Annotated in this window: 16 protein-coding genes; 13 read left to right on the plus strand and 3 right to left on the minus strand. The window is 32.7% G+C overall.

Annotated elements, in window-relative coordinates; translation table 11 throughout:
* Positions 1 to 43: 43 nt before the first annotated feature.
* Positions 44 to 1096 carry a 2Fe-2S iron-sulfur cluster-binding protein gene (locus ABD077_RS03850; RefSeq protein ID WP_343910678.1) on the minus strand — a complete coding sequence of 351 codons (1053 nt, stop codon included), beginning with the start codon at positions 1094 to 1096 and terminating at the stop codon, positions 44 to 46.
* Between the two features lie 201 nt (positions 1097 to 1297).
* On the opposite strand from ABD077_RS03850, the gene ABD077_RS03855 reads away from it, so the two are divergent.
* From ABD077_RS03855 to ABD077_RS03870, 4 genes are all read left to right on the plus strand, one after another.
* On the plus strand, positions 1298 to 1636 hold the full coding sequence (locus tag ABD077_RS03855) for a PadR family transcriptional regulator (RefSeq protein WP_343910680.1): 339 nt from the start codon (positions 1298 to 1300) through the stop codon (positions 1634 to 1636).
* A gap of 2 nt (positions 1637 to 1638) precedes the next feature.
* Complete coding sequence (locus ABD077_RS03860) at positions 1639 to 2259, plus strand: hypothetical protein (RefSeq protein ID WP_343910682.1); 621 nt, start codon at positions 1639 to 1641, stop codon at positions 2257 to 2259.
* 254 nt (positions 2260 to 2513) lie between these two features.
* On the plus strand, positions 2514 to 3989 hold the full coding sequence (locus tag ABD077_RS03865) for a DUF5687 family protein (protein WP_343910684.1): 1476 nt from the start codon (positions 2514 to 2516) through the stop codon (positions 3987 to 3989).
* Between the two features lie 5 nt (positions 3990 to 3994).
* The gene (locus tag ABD077_RS03870) at positions 3995 to 4690 is read left to right on the plus strand and encodes an ABC transporter ATP-binding protein (RefSeq protein WP_343910686.1); all 696 of its coding nucleotides are present in this window, start codon (positions 3995 to 3997) and stop codon (positions 4688 to 4690) included.
* Between the two features lie 67 nt (positions 4691 to 4757).
* Here the strand turns inward: ABD077_RS03870 and ABD077_RS03875 are convergent, their stop codons facing one another.
* Positions 4758 to 7397 carry a carbohydrate-binding protein gene (locus tag ABD077_RS03875; protein ID WP_343910688.1) on the minus strand — a complete coding sequence of 880 codons (2640 nt, stop codon included), beginning with the start codon at positions 7395 to 7397 and terminating at the stop codon, positions 4758 to 4760.
* A 151-nt stretch (positions 7398 to 7548) separates the two neighbouring features.
* Positions 7549 to 9036, minus strand: coding sequence for a T9SS type A sorting domain-containing protein (locus ABD077_RS03880; protein WP_343910690.1), 1488 nt, complete (start codon positions 9034 to 9036; stop codon positions 7549 to 7551).
* Positions 9037 to 9297: 261 nt separating this feature from the next.
* Here ABD077_RS03880 and porW point away from each other — a divergent pair, with 261 nt between their 5' ends.
* The 9 genes from porW (at position 9298) to atpA (ending at position 17185) form a co-directional block, all read left to right on the plus strand.
* Positions 9298 to 11937, plus strand: coding sequence for a type IX secretion system periplasmic lipoprotein PorW/SprE (gene porW, locus ABD077_RS03885; protein WP_343910692.1), 2640 nt, complete (start codon positions 9298 to 9300; stop codon positions 11935 to 11937).
* 25 nt (positions 11938 to 11962) lie between these two features.
* On the plus strand, positions 11963 to 12379 hold the full coding sequence (locus ABD077_RS03890; RefSeq protein ID WP_343910694.1) for a bactofilin family protein: 417 nt from the start codon (positions 11963 to 11965) through the stop codon (positions 12377 to 12379).
* Positions 12351 to 12578 (plus strand): AtpZ/AtpI family protein, encoded by a 228-nt coding sequence (locus ABD077_RS03895; protein ID WP_343910696.1) that lies wholly within the window; start codon positions 12351 to 12353, stop codon positions 12576 to 12578. Before ABD077_RS03890 ends, ABD077_RS03895 begins: the two co-directional genes overlap by 29 nt.
* A 25-nt stretch (positions 12579 to 12603) precedes the next feature.
* Positions 12604 to 12981, plus strand: coding sequence for a DUF6168 family protein (locus ABD077_RS25215; RefSeq protein WP_425545853.1), 378 nt, complete (start codon positions 12604 to 12606; stop codon positions 12979 to 12981).
* A 122-nt stretch (positions 12982 to 13103) separates the two neighbouring features.
* A complete protein-coding gene (atpB, locus tag ABD077_RS03900) occupies positions 13104 to 14177 on the plus strand; it encodes a F0F1 ATP synthase subunit A (RefSeq protein ID WP_343910698.1) in 1074 nt (357 codons plus the stop codon).
* Positions 14178 to 14213: 36 nt separating this feature from the next.
* Positions 14214 to 14402 (plus strand): ATP synthase F0 subunit C, encoded by a 189-nt coding sequence (gene atpE, locus ABD077_RS03905; protein WP_299608973.1) that lies wholly within the window; start codon positions 14214 to 14216, stop codon positions 14400 to 14402.
* Between the two features lie 91 nt (positions 14403 to 14493).
* Positions 14494 to 14994, plus strand: coding sequence for a F0F1 ATP synthase subunit B (locus tag ABD077_RS03910; RefSeq protein ID WP_299608969.1), 501 nt, complete (start codon positions 14494 to 14496; stop codon positions 14992 to 14994).
* Positions 14995 to 15002: 8 nt separating this feature from the next.
* Positions 15003 to 15530 carry an ATP synthase F1 subunit delta gene (gene atpH, locus ABD077_RS03915; RefSeq protein ID WP_343910702.1) on the plus strand — a complete coding sequence of 176 codons (528 nt, stop codon included), beginning with the start codon at positions 15003 to 15005 and terminating at the stop codon, positions 15528 to 15530.
* 77 nt (positions 15531 to 15607) lie between these two features.
* The gene (gene atpA / locus ABD077_RS03920) at positions 15608 to 17185 is read left to right on the plus strand and encodes a F0F1 ATP synthase subunit alpha (protein ID WP_299608963.1); all 1578 of its coding nucleotides are present in this window, start codon (positions 15608 to 15610) and stop codon (positions 17183 to 17185) included.
* Positions 17186 to 17222 lie beyond the last annotated feature (37 nt).

The raw sequence follows: 17222 nt of genomic DNA on the forward strand, positions 1-17222 counted from the left end.
TGTTATAAAAAGACCGAGTAAAGATCTTTATATAAAGATACTCTTAAACATCATCAAAATCAACTTTTATCGTAGATGATGTTGGATATGCCTGGCATGCTAATACTAATCCTTCTTCTAGTTCAGCATCGGTAAGTATACTATTCTTACCCATTACCGCTTTACCTTCGGTTATTTTGCATATACAAGAACTACAAACTCCTCCCTGACATGAGTACGGTGCATCTATATCTTCTTCTAGAGCAGCATCCAGAATGGTTTTTTTCTGATCCATAACAAAAGACGACTCTTCGTCATCAACCAATATCGTAATTTTTGTTTGACCATCTAAATCAGCTTCTATTTCTGTTGTTTCCGCGCTGCTGGTAAATAATTCGAAATGTATGTCTTCGTTGGCGATATTATTTTCGGTTAAAACCTCAGTAACTGTGTTGATCATAGTTTCTGGACCGCATAGGTAGAAACTTTTAAAAGTAGTATCCTTAAACTTATTTTTAGTGATAAAATTTATGGTAGACTTTTCTATTCTTCCGAAACGAGCGCCGTCTTCCTGACTTCTACTATAAAAGAACTCTATAAACAATCGATTTGGATAGTTGGCTTGTAGTGCTAAAAGCTTTTTGTGAAAAATAGTTTCTGTTGGATTTTGATTACCGTATACTAACACAAAGCTACTATTAGGCTCTTCTTCCATAACACATTTGATCATACTAATGATTGGGGTGATTCCACTTCCTGCTGCAAACGCTGCATAATGATTTTGAGCATTTGGATTAGATTCCAATAGAAAAGAACCTTCTGGAGTATGCACATCCAGAGTATCACCAATTTTTAGTTTATTATTAGCGATCGAAGAAAAGGTACCTCCTTCAATTTCTTTTACTGCTACACGAAGAGATCCACTTTTGGGTGCCGAACATATAGAATAAGCTCTTCTTATTTCATTCCCATCTACTACGGTCTTAATAGTAATATATTGTCCTGCGATAAAATTGTACGCATCGGACAGCGTGCTGGGAATATCAAATTCAATAGAAACAGCTTTAGGAGTTTCGCGAGTAATATCTTTGATAGTTAGTGTGTGAAAATCTGACATAGCAATAAAGTAAATAGTAAGTCGAAAACTTTTTAAGGTTTTTCAGATGAGCATATTAGAATTCTAATTTCTCAATATTAATTTTTGCGCAAAAATACTAAATGCAAAACACCATAGAGTGGTTTTGGGATAAATTTATATACCTAAAAAACTTATGCATAAGAAAATTATGTATATATTTGTAATCTAATAAATAGTGTTATGGGCAATTCTAAATTATATAAAGGTAGTTTAAACACCATTATTCTGAAGCTTTTGGAAGAAAGTGATAAAATGTATGGCTATGAGATTACACAAAAAGTAAAAGAAATTACTAAGGGAGAATTAAACATCACCGAAGGTGCATTATATCCAGCATTACATAAATTGGAAGCAGAGGGTCTATTGGATGTGGAAATGCAAAAAGTGGATAATCGATTGCGCAAATATTATAAATTAACCGAAAAAGGAACCAAAGAAACGGCTAATCGCTTAACAGAATTAGAAGATTACATTCGGACAATGCAAACAATTATTAACCCAAAGTGGAGTATAAGTTAATCATGAGAAAACTAACTTTAGAAGACATACAATTTATAGATACATATTTGCGGAATTCAGATATACACTATGAGGATGTAAGAATTGAAATGATCGATCATGTAGCTTCAGAAATAGAGTATAGAATGAATGAAGGAGATACAAGAGATTTCTATCATATTTTTAAAGAGTATATGGTAGAAAATAAAGCTTCATTGTTGAAAGAAGGAAGTAAACCATTTAATTGGAAGATTTTTAAAAGTGTTTCCATAAAATTCCTAAAGAATTTAGTGACATGGCAGGTACTTTTAGGTAGTATAGGTTGTTTCTGGATTTTTAATGAGATTTACTCGTATTTTTATATAGATAGTGTTTGGGGTTCATTTTTTCCGACATTTTTATTAGTATTGGTAGCATTTATACCGCTGATAGTGTTTGGGAAAAAGAAGTTTTCGTTTATTGGAAATTTTGCAATATTAGTGTCTATATTTTTTTCGTTTAATTACTATTTCATTCCCTATTTAGAAAAACCTTCAACATTCTACTACATTTATCTTGGAGTGTTAACACTATTCTTTGTTGGAAGTTTAAAAACAATGATTTCACTGGTAGTTTTTTATAAAAAACGTATCCAAATGGCATAGCTAGCAGAAAGAACTAAAATGTAAGTGAATGAGATTAGAAGTGTATTATAAAAAAGAACGGAGTCAAATATTTTAATCTACGGATAGCGTTGTTATATCATATTGTATGCGTGGTAGAGGAAAAATGAAAGAAAATATTTTTTTCTATTCTATGGTAATTTGGGATTTTTCTTTCAAAATTGTAACAAAATTTACTTTTTGATTACTAAATAATGTAGGAAGTATTTCCTACTTCTTCTAAAACTAATACAACTATGTTTAAACACTTTATATCCTTACAGTGGAAATCGTTCTGGAGATCTGCTTCTGCTTCATCCGGAGTTTGGATGAAAATTTTTATGGGTTTTTGGGCAGTATACTTTATCCTTATGATGATGGGTGGGAGTTTTTTGGTATACAAATATGCCGAAAAGGAATTATGCCAAAATCCTCTTACAGTAGTAAATAAATTTTTGATCTATTGGTGGGCATTTGATCTTATTTTTAGGTATGCATTACAAAAAATGCCGGTAATTAATATTAAACCACTACTAATTTTGCCGTTTAATAAAAGTAAGATTGTTTCTTTTGGAATAGGAAAGACAATGCTATCTTTTTTTAATATCATTCATGCATTCTTTTTTGTTCCATTTTCCATATTGCTAATTGCTAAAGGAGATGCTCCATTAATTAATGTGCTACTCTGGAATTTAGGATTAATTGGACTTGTTTATGCTAATAATTTTCTAAACATCTTATTAAATAATAAAGATAATTTGATCTATGGCATAGGAGGTGTTATGGCGATTTTAGGAGGATTGCATTATTTTGGATATTTTGATATCACAGTATATACAGCGCCATTTTTTCAAGGTTTATCTGATACTTTATACCTGTTTATACTACCGATAGTTGCAGCAATCGTTCTTTATATAATAGCATTCAAATCTTTTGTAAGTGGTTTATATTTAGATGAAGGTTTAGCAACAAAATCTAAAGATGTTAAGACAGAGAACTTGGATTGGTTAGACCGTTTTGGTAAAACAGCCATATTTCTTAAAAATGATATTAAATTGATCAAAAGGAATAAAAGAGCACGATCTACAGTAATTGTTAGTGTGTTATTTCTTTTTTATGGACTATTATTTTTTACAGGTGCTGTTGAAGCATATGATGGTCCAGCATGGAAAATATTTGCAGGAATATTTGTATCAGGTGGTTTTTTATTAAGTTTTGGTCAATTTGTTCCAAGTTGGGATAGCTCTTATTATCCATTGATGATGAGCCAGAATATTAAATATAGAGAATATTTATCCTCCAAATGGTGGTTAATGGTAATGGCAACATTTGTTTCTGTTATTTTAGCTTCAGGTTACCTGTATTTTGGATGGGAAGCATATTTGGCTGTTATTGTTGGTGGAATTTATAATATGGGAATGAATGCTCATGTGGTATTGTGGGCTGGAGCTTACGTAAAAACACCTATAGATCTTACTAGTAATAAAAAAGCGTTTGGTGATAAGCAATCTTTTAATATGAAAACATTGATGCTTTCATTACCAAAACTAGCATTGCCTGTAGTTCTGTATGCAATAGGTCATTATGCCTATAGTCCATATGCGGGCTATGCATTAGTAGCCGTGGCAGGAATAGCAGGTTTTGCTTTTAGAAATATGGTCTTTGATAAAATCGAAAAAATTTACAAAACAGAAAAATACGCAACTATTTGGGCGTATAAACAAAAAAAATAAGGAAGATGATAGGAGTACATAATATAACAAAAACATACGGAGCTAATACCGTATTGAATATCGAAAATTTAGAAATACCAAAAGGTGACAGTTTTGGATTAGTAGGAAATAATGGAGCCGGAAAAACTACTTTGTTTAGTGCCTTATTGGACCTTATCAGACCCACAACGGGATATATAGAAAATAGTGGAATTAAAGTAAGTGAGAGCGAAGAATGGAAATCTAACACTTCTGCTTTTATCGACGAAACTTTTTTAATAGGATATCTTACTGCCGAAGAATATTTTTATTTCATAGGAGAATTGAGAGGTCAAAATAAAGCGGATGTAGATGCTTTATTAGCTAATTTTGAAGACTTTTTTCACGGAGAAATTCTAGGTCAAAAGAAATATTTAAGAGACCTATCAAAAGGTAATCAGAAGAAGGCAGGAATAGTTGCTGCGCTTATTGGGAATCCAGAAGTAATTATTTTGGACGAACCATTTGCAAATCTGGATCCTACAACGCAGATTCGTTTAAAGAAAATAATTAAAGACTTGGCGGCTGATCCTAATGTAACGGTGCTAGTTTCTAGTCATGATTTGATGCATGTTACTGAAGTATGTGAACGTATTGTTGTACTAGATAAAGGAGAAGTAGTAAAAGATTTGGTGACCTCCGAAGAAACTTTGAAGGAACTAGAAGAGCATTTTAATAAATAAAATGCTTTATATATAATATCCGTCCAGTTTATAGGTATTAAACTGGACGGATCTTTTGTTTAAAAGTTTAGTTTTTTATGATAGTTGATTTTGCAAGTAATGTACCTTTATTGACATCAACAATATGTATGTGATAATAACCAGAAGGTAACCCATATAAGTCTATTATTCTTCGATCTTCTCTAAGTATAATTTCTTTAGCAATCTTACCAGACATACTATATATTTTAATTAGCTTTTTTGTTTTACCGCCCGAAATAGTAAGCATATCTTGGGTTGGGTTAGGAAATACCTTGATTTCTGTATTCCCTTTTTGGCCTTCTTCGGAAATAGTATTAGAATGATTTGTGGATGCCTTAGTATATGTGATCAACAGCTCTGGTTGGCCTTTGGTTTGATGTTCTTTAGAAGCAAATGCAAAATCGTTTCCTGAATCTAATAGTAAAATTAATGACATAGAACCTTTGTCAAAAGCTCCAGGATCTAACGAAATAGTATGAGAGGTGTTGATATCGAAAGTTCCATTAATGCTACCAAGTGGGTCTGAAAGCTTTGGTTTATTAGTGTTAGAAATGGTTTCTTCAGTCCACTGATTAGAGTTTCCTTTGTATATTCTTAGATTTCCTTTACCACTATCTTCTGTTACATTAAATTTTAATTTTACATCTTTAATATTGCCACCAATACCAGAAAGATTAAATTTAAGATAACCAATTCTTTTTCCTTTTTCAATTCTGATAATGTTGTTATTAAAACGCGAAGTGTATTGTAAGTAAGCATCATCAATGGGAGATAAGGCAACTGTTGTTTCTGCGGGTTTTAGCAATGTAGTATTTATGTTGTCAACATTAAATAGATATCCACTGGTTCCTTTAAATAATAATTTAAGTTTTTTAGTACCTTTTTGAAGATTCAATTGTGTCGATTGTTTTTTATAAGAGTGCCAATCACCACTAAAAGGAACAGTTATACTTCCGACTAATTTATTTGCTACATATATCTGTATTTCTCCACCTCTGCCATTACTTGAAGTATAAGCATCAATAATATATTCTCCAGATGCTGTTATGTTTACGTTGTATTCGACATAATCATTGTTTCTTATGAATCCAATATTTTGACCATCTGATGCAGGCGTGTTTTCTATTTTAACACTTCCAGATTTAGTATCATAGTTTTCTGCTTCAAATGCTCCAGGAATTGTTATTTCAGGACTTTCTGTTACCGTAATTTTAACGGCATCAGAAGTTGTCGTTAAACCATCATTATCTGTAGCTTTTGCAGTCAATGTATATGTTCCGGAAACAGATAAAATTTTTTCGATTTGAAATGGAGCTTTATTTTTCTTTCCAATTATATTTCCATTCATATAAAACGCTACCTCTTCTACCTTTTTATCATCAGAAGCCGTTGCTCTTACAGTAATTTTTTCGTTTTTCCTAAAAACTGTATTATTAGATGGTGATACAATTTCAACATCAGGAGCTTCATTTTCATCTCCTAAAATAATCGGATATAAAGTTTTTCCTTTTGGATTAAGCGAAGGATTCACTGATGGAAAATTATTAATCCTTTCATTAATAGATAACCCTAGTTTTTTAGGGCCTTTATAAAGAACTCCTCTTTCGGACCAAGGAGTGGAAGATCCATAATTATGGTTTCGCTGTTCACAGGAATTATTGATAATATAATTAGGCTTCTTAGAATTATCATGTTGAGTCGACCATGGTCCCATAATAGCAAAATAAACAGGTTTATTGGTTGCAATTTCTCTAGGATCACCAGGTAGCAGTTCATCTCGGCTTACTGGAGACATGTCACTGGGAAGTATAATTCTATTGTTTTCGATAAGGTTATTTCCAGCATCACCACTATGAAAACTTACTTCTTGTCTAAAGTCATTATCATAAACCACATTGTATTCTACATTACTTCCTTGAAGTGATATATGTCTTAGATGAGTTACTTTGCAACCGGTAATTAGGTTATAAGCTCCTTGAATAAAAAAATATCCTTGTGCACCTCCAGCTTTTTTATGAGCACCTTTAACATCTAAATTACGTAGTGTAATATGATTCGAAGGAACTCTTATAGGATCTCTACCAGAATTATAAATGTTTACTTCATCTATCCAACAGTCTTCAGATCGTACAATTTTAATAGAAATATTGTCTACATTTCTAAGTTCATCGTTTTTGGAAATACCATAATTCCATTTATATTTTGGTATTCCCCAACCTCCTTCGATGGTTAGACGATAGATCCCTGCATTTTTGACGCGATCAAATCTAAATCCGTTTTTGTTATTTATTTTAATAATGCATTTTACTCCATTTCTACTTTCTCCAATGAGTGCTACATTAGATTTCATCTTGATCTCTTCGTTAATGGTATAAGTACCATTTTTAAGAAGAATACCTACAAGTTTATTCTGTTTTGAAGCATCACTAATAGCCCGATTTATTTGATTACTTGAGGCTCCCGCATTAAGCGTTTTAACAATAGTAATATCTTTTAAAAATGGAATTCCTCCTCGTACACCAGCTTTCTGCCATTCTCTTATTTGTGGATATCTACTGTCGTACTTAGCATTGTCGAATTTGATTCCTGGATCACCAACCTTAAATTGTCCGTAAATGGGTAAGTAAATAATTAAAATAAGTAGCCGTAAGCAACGTATGTTGCTTTTTAAATTAAAATTGTTCATGTTGAGTTTGTTTGTTATGAATAGTTAATCACAAGACTAAGAATTTATAACAGACTGAAGACCCACTAAATAGTAAACGTTCCTTTTGGTTGAGTATATGTATATTTTTATAAAGGAATATTGGGTATATTTAAAATAAGAGATTTGATTATTATTTGATTATTAGTTTTTTAGTAGATATTTGATTGTTTTTATAATCTCTAAACTGTACTAGGTATATTCCCGATGATAAGTTGTCTACCTGTATAGGATTTACTTGATTGGTAGATATATCTTTTTTTGATTTTACAAGCTTTCCAAAAATGTTTCTAATTTCAACGTTAACTTTAGTTTTTGAATTACTCTTCAGATTGATAAAAAACATTTTTGTTGTGGGATTGGGGTATAGGGCAACACCAAAATCGTTTACAAGTTGATCATCGGTAGATAATACTATTGCATTATCTATGGGATATAAAGTTTCTCCGCTAGGATGGAGATTAGATGATACTTCTGGAAAGTTTTGTATCCTTTCATTTATGGTTAGTCCTAATTTAAGGGGTCCTTTATACAGGACACCTGGTGCTGACCAAGGTGTTGTAGATCCATAGTCATGATTTAATTGAAGACAGCTGTTATTGATTATGAAATTAGGTTTTTCAGAATTATCGTGTTGTGTAGACCAAGGTCCCATAATGGCAAAATATACAGGTTTGTTAGTAGCTATTTCTCTTGGATCATCAGGTAAAAGTTCATCTTCGCTTACAGGAGACATGTCTGCTGGAAGTGTAATTTTGTTGTTTTCTATAAGGTTGTTTCCAGCATCACCACTATGAAAACTTACTTCTTGTCTAAAGTCATTGTCATAAACCACATTGTATTCTACATTCCCTCCTTGAAGTGATATATGTCTTAGATGCGTTACTTTACAACCAGTAATTAAATTATAAGCTCCTTGAATAAAAAAATATCCTTGTGCACCACCAGCTTTTTTATGAGCGCCTTTCACATCCAAATCACGTAGTGTAATGTGATTAGAAGGAACTCTGATAGGATCTCTTGCCGAATTATAAATGTTTACCTTGTCTAACCAGCAATCTTCAGATCGTACGATTTTTACGGATATATTATCTATGTTTCTAAGTTCGTCATTTTGTGATAGACTATAATTCCATTTATACTTCGGAGTTCCCCAACTACCTTCTATAGTTAATGTATAAATTCCAGCATTTTTTACATTATCAAATCTAAAGCCATTGCCACTATCCATATTAATGATACATCGAACACCATTTCGACTTTCTCCAATAAGTGCTACGTTGGATTTCATTTTTACGGCATCATCGATAGTGTATGTGCCATTTTTTAATAAAACTCCTACTAATTCATTTTCTTTAGCGGCATCGTTAATTGCTTGATTTATCTGAGAACTATTACTATTGCTATTGAGCGTTGTAAAAATTCTTATGTCGTCTAAATAAGGTATTCCACCTCTTACTCCAGCTTTTTGCCATTCTAGTATTTGAGGATATCTATTGTCGTATTTACTATCATCGAAGGTTACACCAGGATCACCAACCCTTTTTTGGGCATTCGCTTGAGTGCAAATAATGAAAATAAATAATTTGAGGAATTTGTGAGTAAGTAGTAAGTTTTTCATGAGATGACTGTAAAAGGGTAATATCCATATCTTTCTTGTCTCGAAAATCTTTAAAATAGAATTTGACAAGGTCAAATTAGTATTCGTTTTTTTATGATATCCTATAAAAGGTACTATAGTGCCTCAAATGGATAAAAAAATAGAAGGTTAAAGTGTTTTTTACAGAAAGAAATGTATTTTTACATTTCACACCGTATTTTGTGCCGCTCTGATGTACTAAAACGTAAGTTTTTTAGTTATCAGCGTATAAATTATTCAGATTTGAGCAAAAATTTATCACAGATCATCGTTATACTTTTCCTGATTGTCATTGGGTTTAGTTGTTCGCGTAAAAAGGACAAATGGACCAACAGAACTTGGCATGATGTAACTACTAAGAATAATACGCTGTATAATGGAAGAGTAGCGTTTGATAAAGGAAAGCAAGATATTGTTCAGACGTACAAAGATAATTTTTGGGAACTTCTACCTGTAGAAAGATTGATAGTTGGTGAAGATGTAAGACTACCTAATGAAGTTTTAAATCAGAACTTTGATAAAGCTGAAGAAAAAGCTGCGAAAGCAATTCAGAAACATAGTATGCTTATCGATGATAGAGAAAGAAATCCTAAAATCGATGAAGCATTTTTGCTTTTAGGAAAAGCTAGGTATAATGAGCAAAGATTTATTCCTGCCTTAGAAGCTTTTAATTACATTTTATATAAATATCCTACCAGTAATAATATCAACCATGCTAAAGTATGGAGAGCAAAGGCAAATCTTCGATTAGATAATAACGAAAAAGCGATTGAAGATTTGATGAAAATGGTAGAAGAGGAATATATGGAAGCTCAGGACTATTCTGATGCGGTAGCGATGATAGCGCAAGCATATATAAATCTGGAGCAGAAAGATTCTGCGGTTACTTATATTAGCAAAGCTGCTATACATTCTAAAAATAATGAAGAAAAAGGAAGGTACCTCTATATCAAAGGACAATTATTAAATCAATTAGGTTATAAAGACAGTGCAAACTATGCTTTTGATCAGGTGATTGAACTTAATAGAAAAACGCCTAGAAGATATATGCTTAATGCTTACATGGCAAAAGCACGAAACTTCAACTACGAAACAGGCAATAAACAAGAGTTTTTAGAACTCTTAACGGATTTGGAGGAGAATCGAGAAAATCGTCCTTTCCTAGATAAAATCTACAATCAGAAAGCGGTATACTTTAATACACTAGACTCTATAGATCTGGCGGTAGCATTTTACAATAAGTCATTAAGAACAGATACCGATGACAGACATTTACAATCTTTAAATTATAAGGCACTAGGCGACATTAATTTCGATGACAAAGAATATGCCGTTGCTGGAGCCTATTATGATAGTACGTTAGAACGTATGATTGTAGACTCTAAAAAATATCGCGTACTTAAAAAGAAGCGTGTTAACCTGGATGATGTTATATTGTACGAATCAATTGCACAGACGAATGATAGTATTCTAAAGGCGGTAGCGATGTCTCCGGAAGAGCGTTTGGCATATTATTCTGAGTATACGGAGAAGTTAAAAGCAGCGGCTATTGCAGCGCAAGAAGCAGCTGAAATAGAAAGAATAAAAGGAGAATTGCCAAATGAGCAAAGATTTAATCAACCAAAAACTGCTATAGGTCAACCAGGTGGTCCGAATCCTGAAGCAGGAGGAACGTTTTATTTTTACAACCCTACTACTGTTGCTTATGGTAAAACGGCTTTCAAAAGAATTTTTGGAAATAGAGAATTACAAGATAATTGGAGAATATCAAGTATCACAAATCCAAGTGCAGTTTCTAGTGAAGAACAATCTCAACAGGAAGAATATTCAATTGATACAGATCCAACATTTGATCCACAAACATATATTACACAATTACCAACGGATCAAAAAATAATTGATAGCCTGCAAACGGATAGGAATTTTGCCTACTACCAGTTAGGAGTTATTTATAAAGAAAAGTTCCAGGAGTATGGATTATCAACTGATAAGTTTGAAAATTTATTAGAAAGTAATCCGGAAGAAAGGCTTATAATTCCTTCGAAGTATAATCTATACAAGATTTATCTCGTACAGGAGAATGTTGCCAAATCCAATGCAATAAAACAAGATATAATCAATAATCACGGAGATTCTCGATACGCTAAAATCCTTCAAAATCCGGATGAAGCATTACAAGATGACAAGGATAGTCCAGAATCTATGTATAATAGACTGTATAAAGATTTTAGAGATCAGAAATATGCTCAAGTAATTAAGGAAAGTGATGAATTAATAACAAAATTTGGAGGAGAGGATTTCGTTCCAAAATTTGAGTTATTAAAAGCTCAGGCGGTTGGTCGTTATCATGGATTTGAAGCCTACAAAGAAGCACTTAACTACGTTTCTTTGAATTACCCTCAAAGTCCGGAAGGGAAGAAAGCGCAATTGATATATCAGACTACGATTCCTCAAATACAAAACAGTTCGTTCGTTACGGAAGGAGTGGATGAGGGGAATAATCATAAATTGGTATATGCTTTTTCACGATTTGGAGATAATCAAGCACAAGAATTGAAGGAAAGATTACAAGCCATCATAAAAGATCTGAGGTATGATAAAATGATTGTTTCTTTAGATGTATACACAAAAGATCAACAATTTGTTGTGGTACATACTAAGAGAGATAAATTGGGAGCAGAAGGTCTTGCAGAACTTTTAATTCTTGGTAAAATAGAGGATACGAGAGGAGTAGATTTGACTAAATGGAACAGAAGGAAAAAGTATTATCCGAAAGTAGATAATGAGTTTTTTATCATCGCTTCGCCTAATTATAGAATTTTACAAATTCATAAGAATTTAGACAGTTATAGCTATGTACAAGCTAAAATAGAATCAGAATAATAATTTATTTAATCCCCCGATTAGTATGTTTTCAGACAATAAAAAAGGAAAAGATCAAGGCCCAACAGATTTTTCTAGAAACCAGAACAAAATTTCAGAAGGAACTAAAATCGTAGGAGATGTTATTTCCGAAGGTGGTTTTAGAGTAGAAGGAACTATTGAAGGAACTTTCAAAACAACTGGGAAAGTAGTGGTTGGAAAATCAGGGTTTATTCAGGGGACTTTAGAGTGTTCTGATGCAGATTTTGAAGGAAAGTTCTCAGGTAATCTTCAAATTTCTGGAACTTTATCCTTAAAACCAACGGCACATATCGAAGGAGAAGTTTCTGTTGGTAAGCTTGCCGTAGAACCAGGAGCAACTTTTAACGCTTCTTGTGTGATGAAAGGTGGCGTAAAATCATTAGGTAAAACTGATGGACAAAAACAAGGGAAGTCAGCTTAGAAAATATTTAGCACTTACTGGAATAGCTTTTCAAATGGGAGCTATCATATTTTTATGTGCTTATGTAGGTAAAAAGCTCGATGCATATTATGTGTTGGAAAAAAAATGGTTCACAATGGGTTTTATTCTCTTTGGAGTAGCTTCATCACTTTATTTGGTAATTAAGCAATTGAATAAAATTAATAATTCAGAGAAGTAGTATTACCTTATAATCTCAATCATAAATGCCCAAAAGTTTACCAAAGTTTTCGGTTTTGTTTTTACTTGTTCTTACGATCACTTATTTTATTCATAGTACATTAATAAGCTCTACTACTTTAGAAAATAAGACGAGCATTCTAAACTTTTCATATATATTTAACGGGATATATACACTTTGTTTGGTAACCGCTATCATATTGCTGCTTAAAAAGTTAAAGGATCAAATTGGATTTATATTTTTAGCTGGCAGTTTTTTAAAGATTGGTCTTTTTTTAGCGTTTACCAAATTTAATAGTCTCGAAATTGACAAAAGTGTTTTTCTAGACTTTTTTATTCCATATCTGGTTAGTTTGGTTTTGGAAGTGCTTTTTGTTTCTAAAATTTTGAACAATATTAAATAGCTGTAAATCAACTATTTATTTTTTTATTTTTCTTATTTCACTTATTTGTATAAAATAGTTTAAGAATCTAACTTAATTGTGTACATTTGCACCGAAATTTAGGAACCGAAATCTGACTTAGAATGCAAAAAATTAGTGTAGTTAGAATTTTTATGACTTTAGCCTTGATTCTTAGTTCTTTGAATCTGGCAGCAAAAGATACTGAAATAGCAGAAAAAGAAGGAAAAGATGGTTTAAAAGCTGAGATAAAAGAGTTTATCGATCATCACCTTCAAGATTCACACGATTTTACTTTATTTTCTGATAAAGAGTCAGGAAAACATTATGGGTTTCCACTTCCAGTTATACTTTGGGATAATGGATTAAAAGTTTTTTCTTCTTCAAAATTCCACCACGGAGAAACAGTTGCTGAGGTTGATGGTACCTATTACAAGTTATATCACAGCAAAATTTATAAAACGGACGCAGAAGGGACCATTAATTATGATGAGGATCACCATGCTACTAACGAAAAGCCATTAGATTTTTCTATTACAAAAAATGTTGTGAGTATGCTTCTTATAGGATTGCTGATGTTCTTTATGTTTAGAAGTTTAGCTAAATCCTATAAAAAGAACAACGGAATGCCTTCTGGAGTTGGACGATTCCTAGAACCTTTAGTGTTGTTTGTAAGAGACGAGATTGCAAAGCCAAATATTGGGCATAACTATAAGAAATACATGAGTTTCTTGTTAACGATCTTCTTTTTTATATGGTTATTAAACCTTTTAGGAATGACACCGCTAGGAGTAAATGTTACAGGAAATATTGCAGTTACATTTGGATTAGCATTATTAACATTCTTAATAACCAATATAACAGCAAATAAAAACTATTGGGGACATATCTTTTGGATGCCTGGAGTGCCAACTTTTATGAAAGTAGTTTTAGCGCCAATTGAATTATTGGGGGTTTTTATCAAACCTTTCTCATTAATGATTCGTTTATATGCGAACATGACTGCAGGACACGTAGTGATCATGAGTATTGTAGGGATGATGTTCCTGTTTAAAAGTTGGATTGGTAGTCCATTATCATTTGGTTTAGCATTTGTGTTGTCGATATTAGAATTATTGGTGGCGGCATTACAAGCATATATTTTTACGATGTTATCAGCGCTATATTTCGGTATGGCTAATGAAGAAGCACATCACTAATATTTAATTTGAAGTTTAATTTTTAATTATATAGTTATGACAATTCCAGAAATTGTAGGATCAGGTCTAATAGTAATCGGTGTAGGATTAGGTATCGGAAGAATCGGTGGTCAGGCGATGGACGCTATCGCTCGTCAACCAGAAGCTTCAGGAAAAATCCAAACAGCTATGCTTATTGCAGCTGCACTTATTGAAGGTATTGGATTCGCTGCGTTATTCGCATAATATCCAAATGATGCAAACTAAGATTATAACGGTTGGTTATAATCTTAGTTTACTGATTAAAAATTAACTATAATAGAGTAAAACATTACATATGGAAAAGTTATTAAACGATTTTTCATTCGGTCTTTTTTTCTGGCAGATTTTAATTTTTGTAGGTTTAATTTTCTTATTAAGAAAGTTTGCTTGGAAACCTATATTGGATTCTGTTAATAATCGCGAAGAAGGAATTAAAAATGCATTAGAATCTGCAGAAGCTGCAAGAAAGGAAATGCAAAATCTTCAGGCGGATAATGAACGTATTTTAAATGAAGCACGTGCTGAGCGTGATGCAATGTTAAAAGAAGCTAGACAGCTTAAAGAAAATATGATCACTGATGCTAAGTCAGAAGCACAGGCGGAAGCTGATAAAATTGTTGCTCAAGCACAAGCTACTATAGAAAGTGAAAAGAAAGCAGCACTTGCTGAATTAAAAAATCAAGTGGCTGGTCTTTCTGTAGAGATCGCAGAAAAAGTGGTAAGAAACGAATTATCAAACAAAGACAAGCAATTAGAATTGGTTGATTCTATGCTTGGTGATGTTACTTTAAATTAATCAGCAACATGAGTAGAGCAGCAATACGTTATGCCAAAGCAGTGTTGAGTTTAGCTCAGGACAAAAAAGCTACTGAAGACGTTCAAAAAGATATGCTAACTATTATCGATACTGTGGATAACAGTAAAGATTTGAAAATGCTTTTGAATAGTCCTTTAATAAAGAGTGAGGTAAAATTAGCTTCTTTACGTGAAGTATTTAAGAATACAGGTGATCTTACTCAAAAGCTTTTTGATGTGTTAATAGAAAATAAAAGAGTGGATTTGTTAGATAATGTAGCTAAGCAATATTCGATTTTATTTGATCAGTTAAAGAACACACAGATTGCAAAAGTAACAACTGCAGTTCCTTTAAGTAAAGACTTGGAAGCAAAGGTGCTTGCTAAGGTAAAGGAATTGACAGGAAACGAAGCAACAATAGAAAATATCATCGATGAGAATATTATTGGTGGTTTTATTCTAAGGGTTGGAGATTTGCAGTATAATGCAAGTATTTTACATAAACTAACAAGTTTAAAAAGAGAATTGAGTAATTAATATTTAATTATTTCAATCATATATATTTAATAATAAGGAAATGAGAATGAAGTCTCATTTTTACAAACTATTATAAAATGGCAGAAGTGAATCCTGCTGAAGTATCAGCAATATTAAAACAACAATTATCTGGTTTTGAAGCTACAGCTTCTTTAGAAGAAGTAGGTACAGTATTACAGGTTGGTGATGGTATCGCCAGAGTATATGGATTGTCTAACGCTCAGTACGGGGAGTTAGTAGAATTCGATTCTGGATTAGAAGGAATTGTACTGAATCTTGAAGAAGATAATGTTGGGGTAGTACTATTAGGAGCTTCAACAGAGGTAAAAGAAGGTGCAACTGTAAAACGTACACAAAGAATTGCTTCTATAAATGTAGGAGAAGGAATTGTTGGACGTGTAGTTGACACTTTAGGAAATCCAATTGATGGAAAAGGAGCTATTGATGGTGAAACTTTTGAGATGCCATTAGAGCGTAAAGCACCTGGTGTAGTTTTCCGTCAGCCAGTAAATGAGCCATTACAAACAGGTATCAAATCAATTGATGCGATGGTGCCAATCGGAAGAGGACAGCGTGAGTTAGTAATTGGTGACCGTCAAACAGGTAAAACAACAGTATGTATTGATACAATTCTTAATCAAAAAGAATTTTATGATGCAGGTGAGCCTGTTTACTGTATTTATGTTGCAATAGGACAAAAAGCATCTACTGTAGCGAATATTGCAAAAGTATTAGAAGATAAAGGAGCATTAGCATATACAACAATTGTTGCTGCAAACGCTTCCGATCCTGCTCCAATGCAGGTATATGCTCCATTTGCTGGAGCAGCGATTGGTGAGTATTTCCGTGATACTGGTCGTCCTGCTTTGATCATCTATGATGATTTATCAAAACAAGCGGTAGCATATCGTGAGGTATCATTATTATTACGTCGTCCACCAGGTCGTGAGGCATATCCAGGGGATGTATTCTATCTTCACTCTAGATTATTAGAGCGTGCTGCAAAAGTTATTGCAGATGATGGTATCGCTAAGGATATGAATGATCTTCCAGATTCATTAAAGGATAAAGTTAAAGGTGGTGGTTCATTAACAGCTTTACCAATTATTGAAACGCAAGCAGGTGACGTTTCGGCTTATATTCCAACAAACGTTATCTCTATTACAGACGGTCAGATATTCTTAACTTCTGATTTATTTAATTCTGGTGTTCGTCCAGCAATTAACGTGGGTATTTCTGTATCTCGTGTAGGAGGATCAGCTCAGATTAAATCAATGAAGAAAGTAGCGGGTACATTAAAATTAGATCAGGCACAGTTCCGTGAATTAGAAGCATTCGCGAAATTTGGTTCTGATTTGGATGCAGCTACCTTGAATGTAATTGAAAAAGGTAAGCGTAATGTAGAGATCCTAAAGCAAGGGCAAAATGATCCTTACACAGTAGAAGATCAGATTGCTATTATTTATGCTGGATCTAAGAACTTATTAAAGGATGTTCCTGTAAATAAGGTAAAAGAATTCGAAAGCGATTATATCGAGTATTTAAATGCTAAGCACAGAGACGCTTTGGATACTTTAAAAGCAGGAAAACTTACAGATGAAGTAACAGATGTATTACTTTCTGCTTGTAAAGAGATTTCAGCAAAATATAAATAATTCATAATTCTGAATTCAGAATTCATAATTATATAAG

Origin of the sequence: Aquimarina litoralis, assembly GCF_039523995.1 — a bacterium.
Taxonomy (GTDB): Bacteria; Bacteroidota; Bacteroidia; order Flavobacteriales; family Flavobacteriaceae; genus Aquimarina; species Aquimarina litoralis.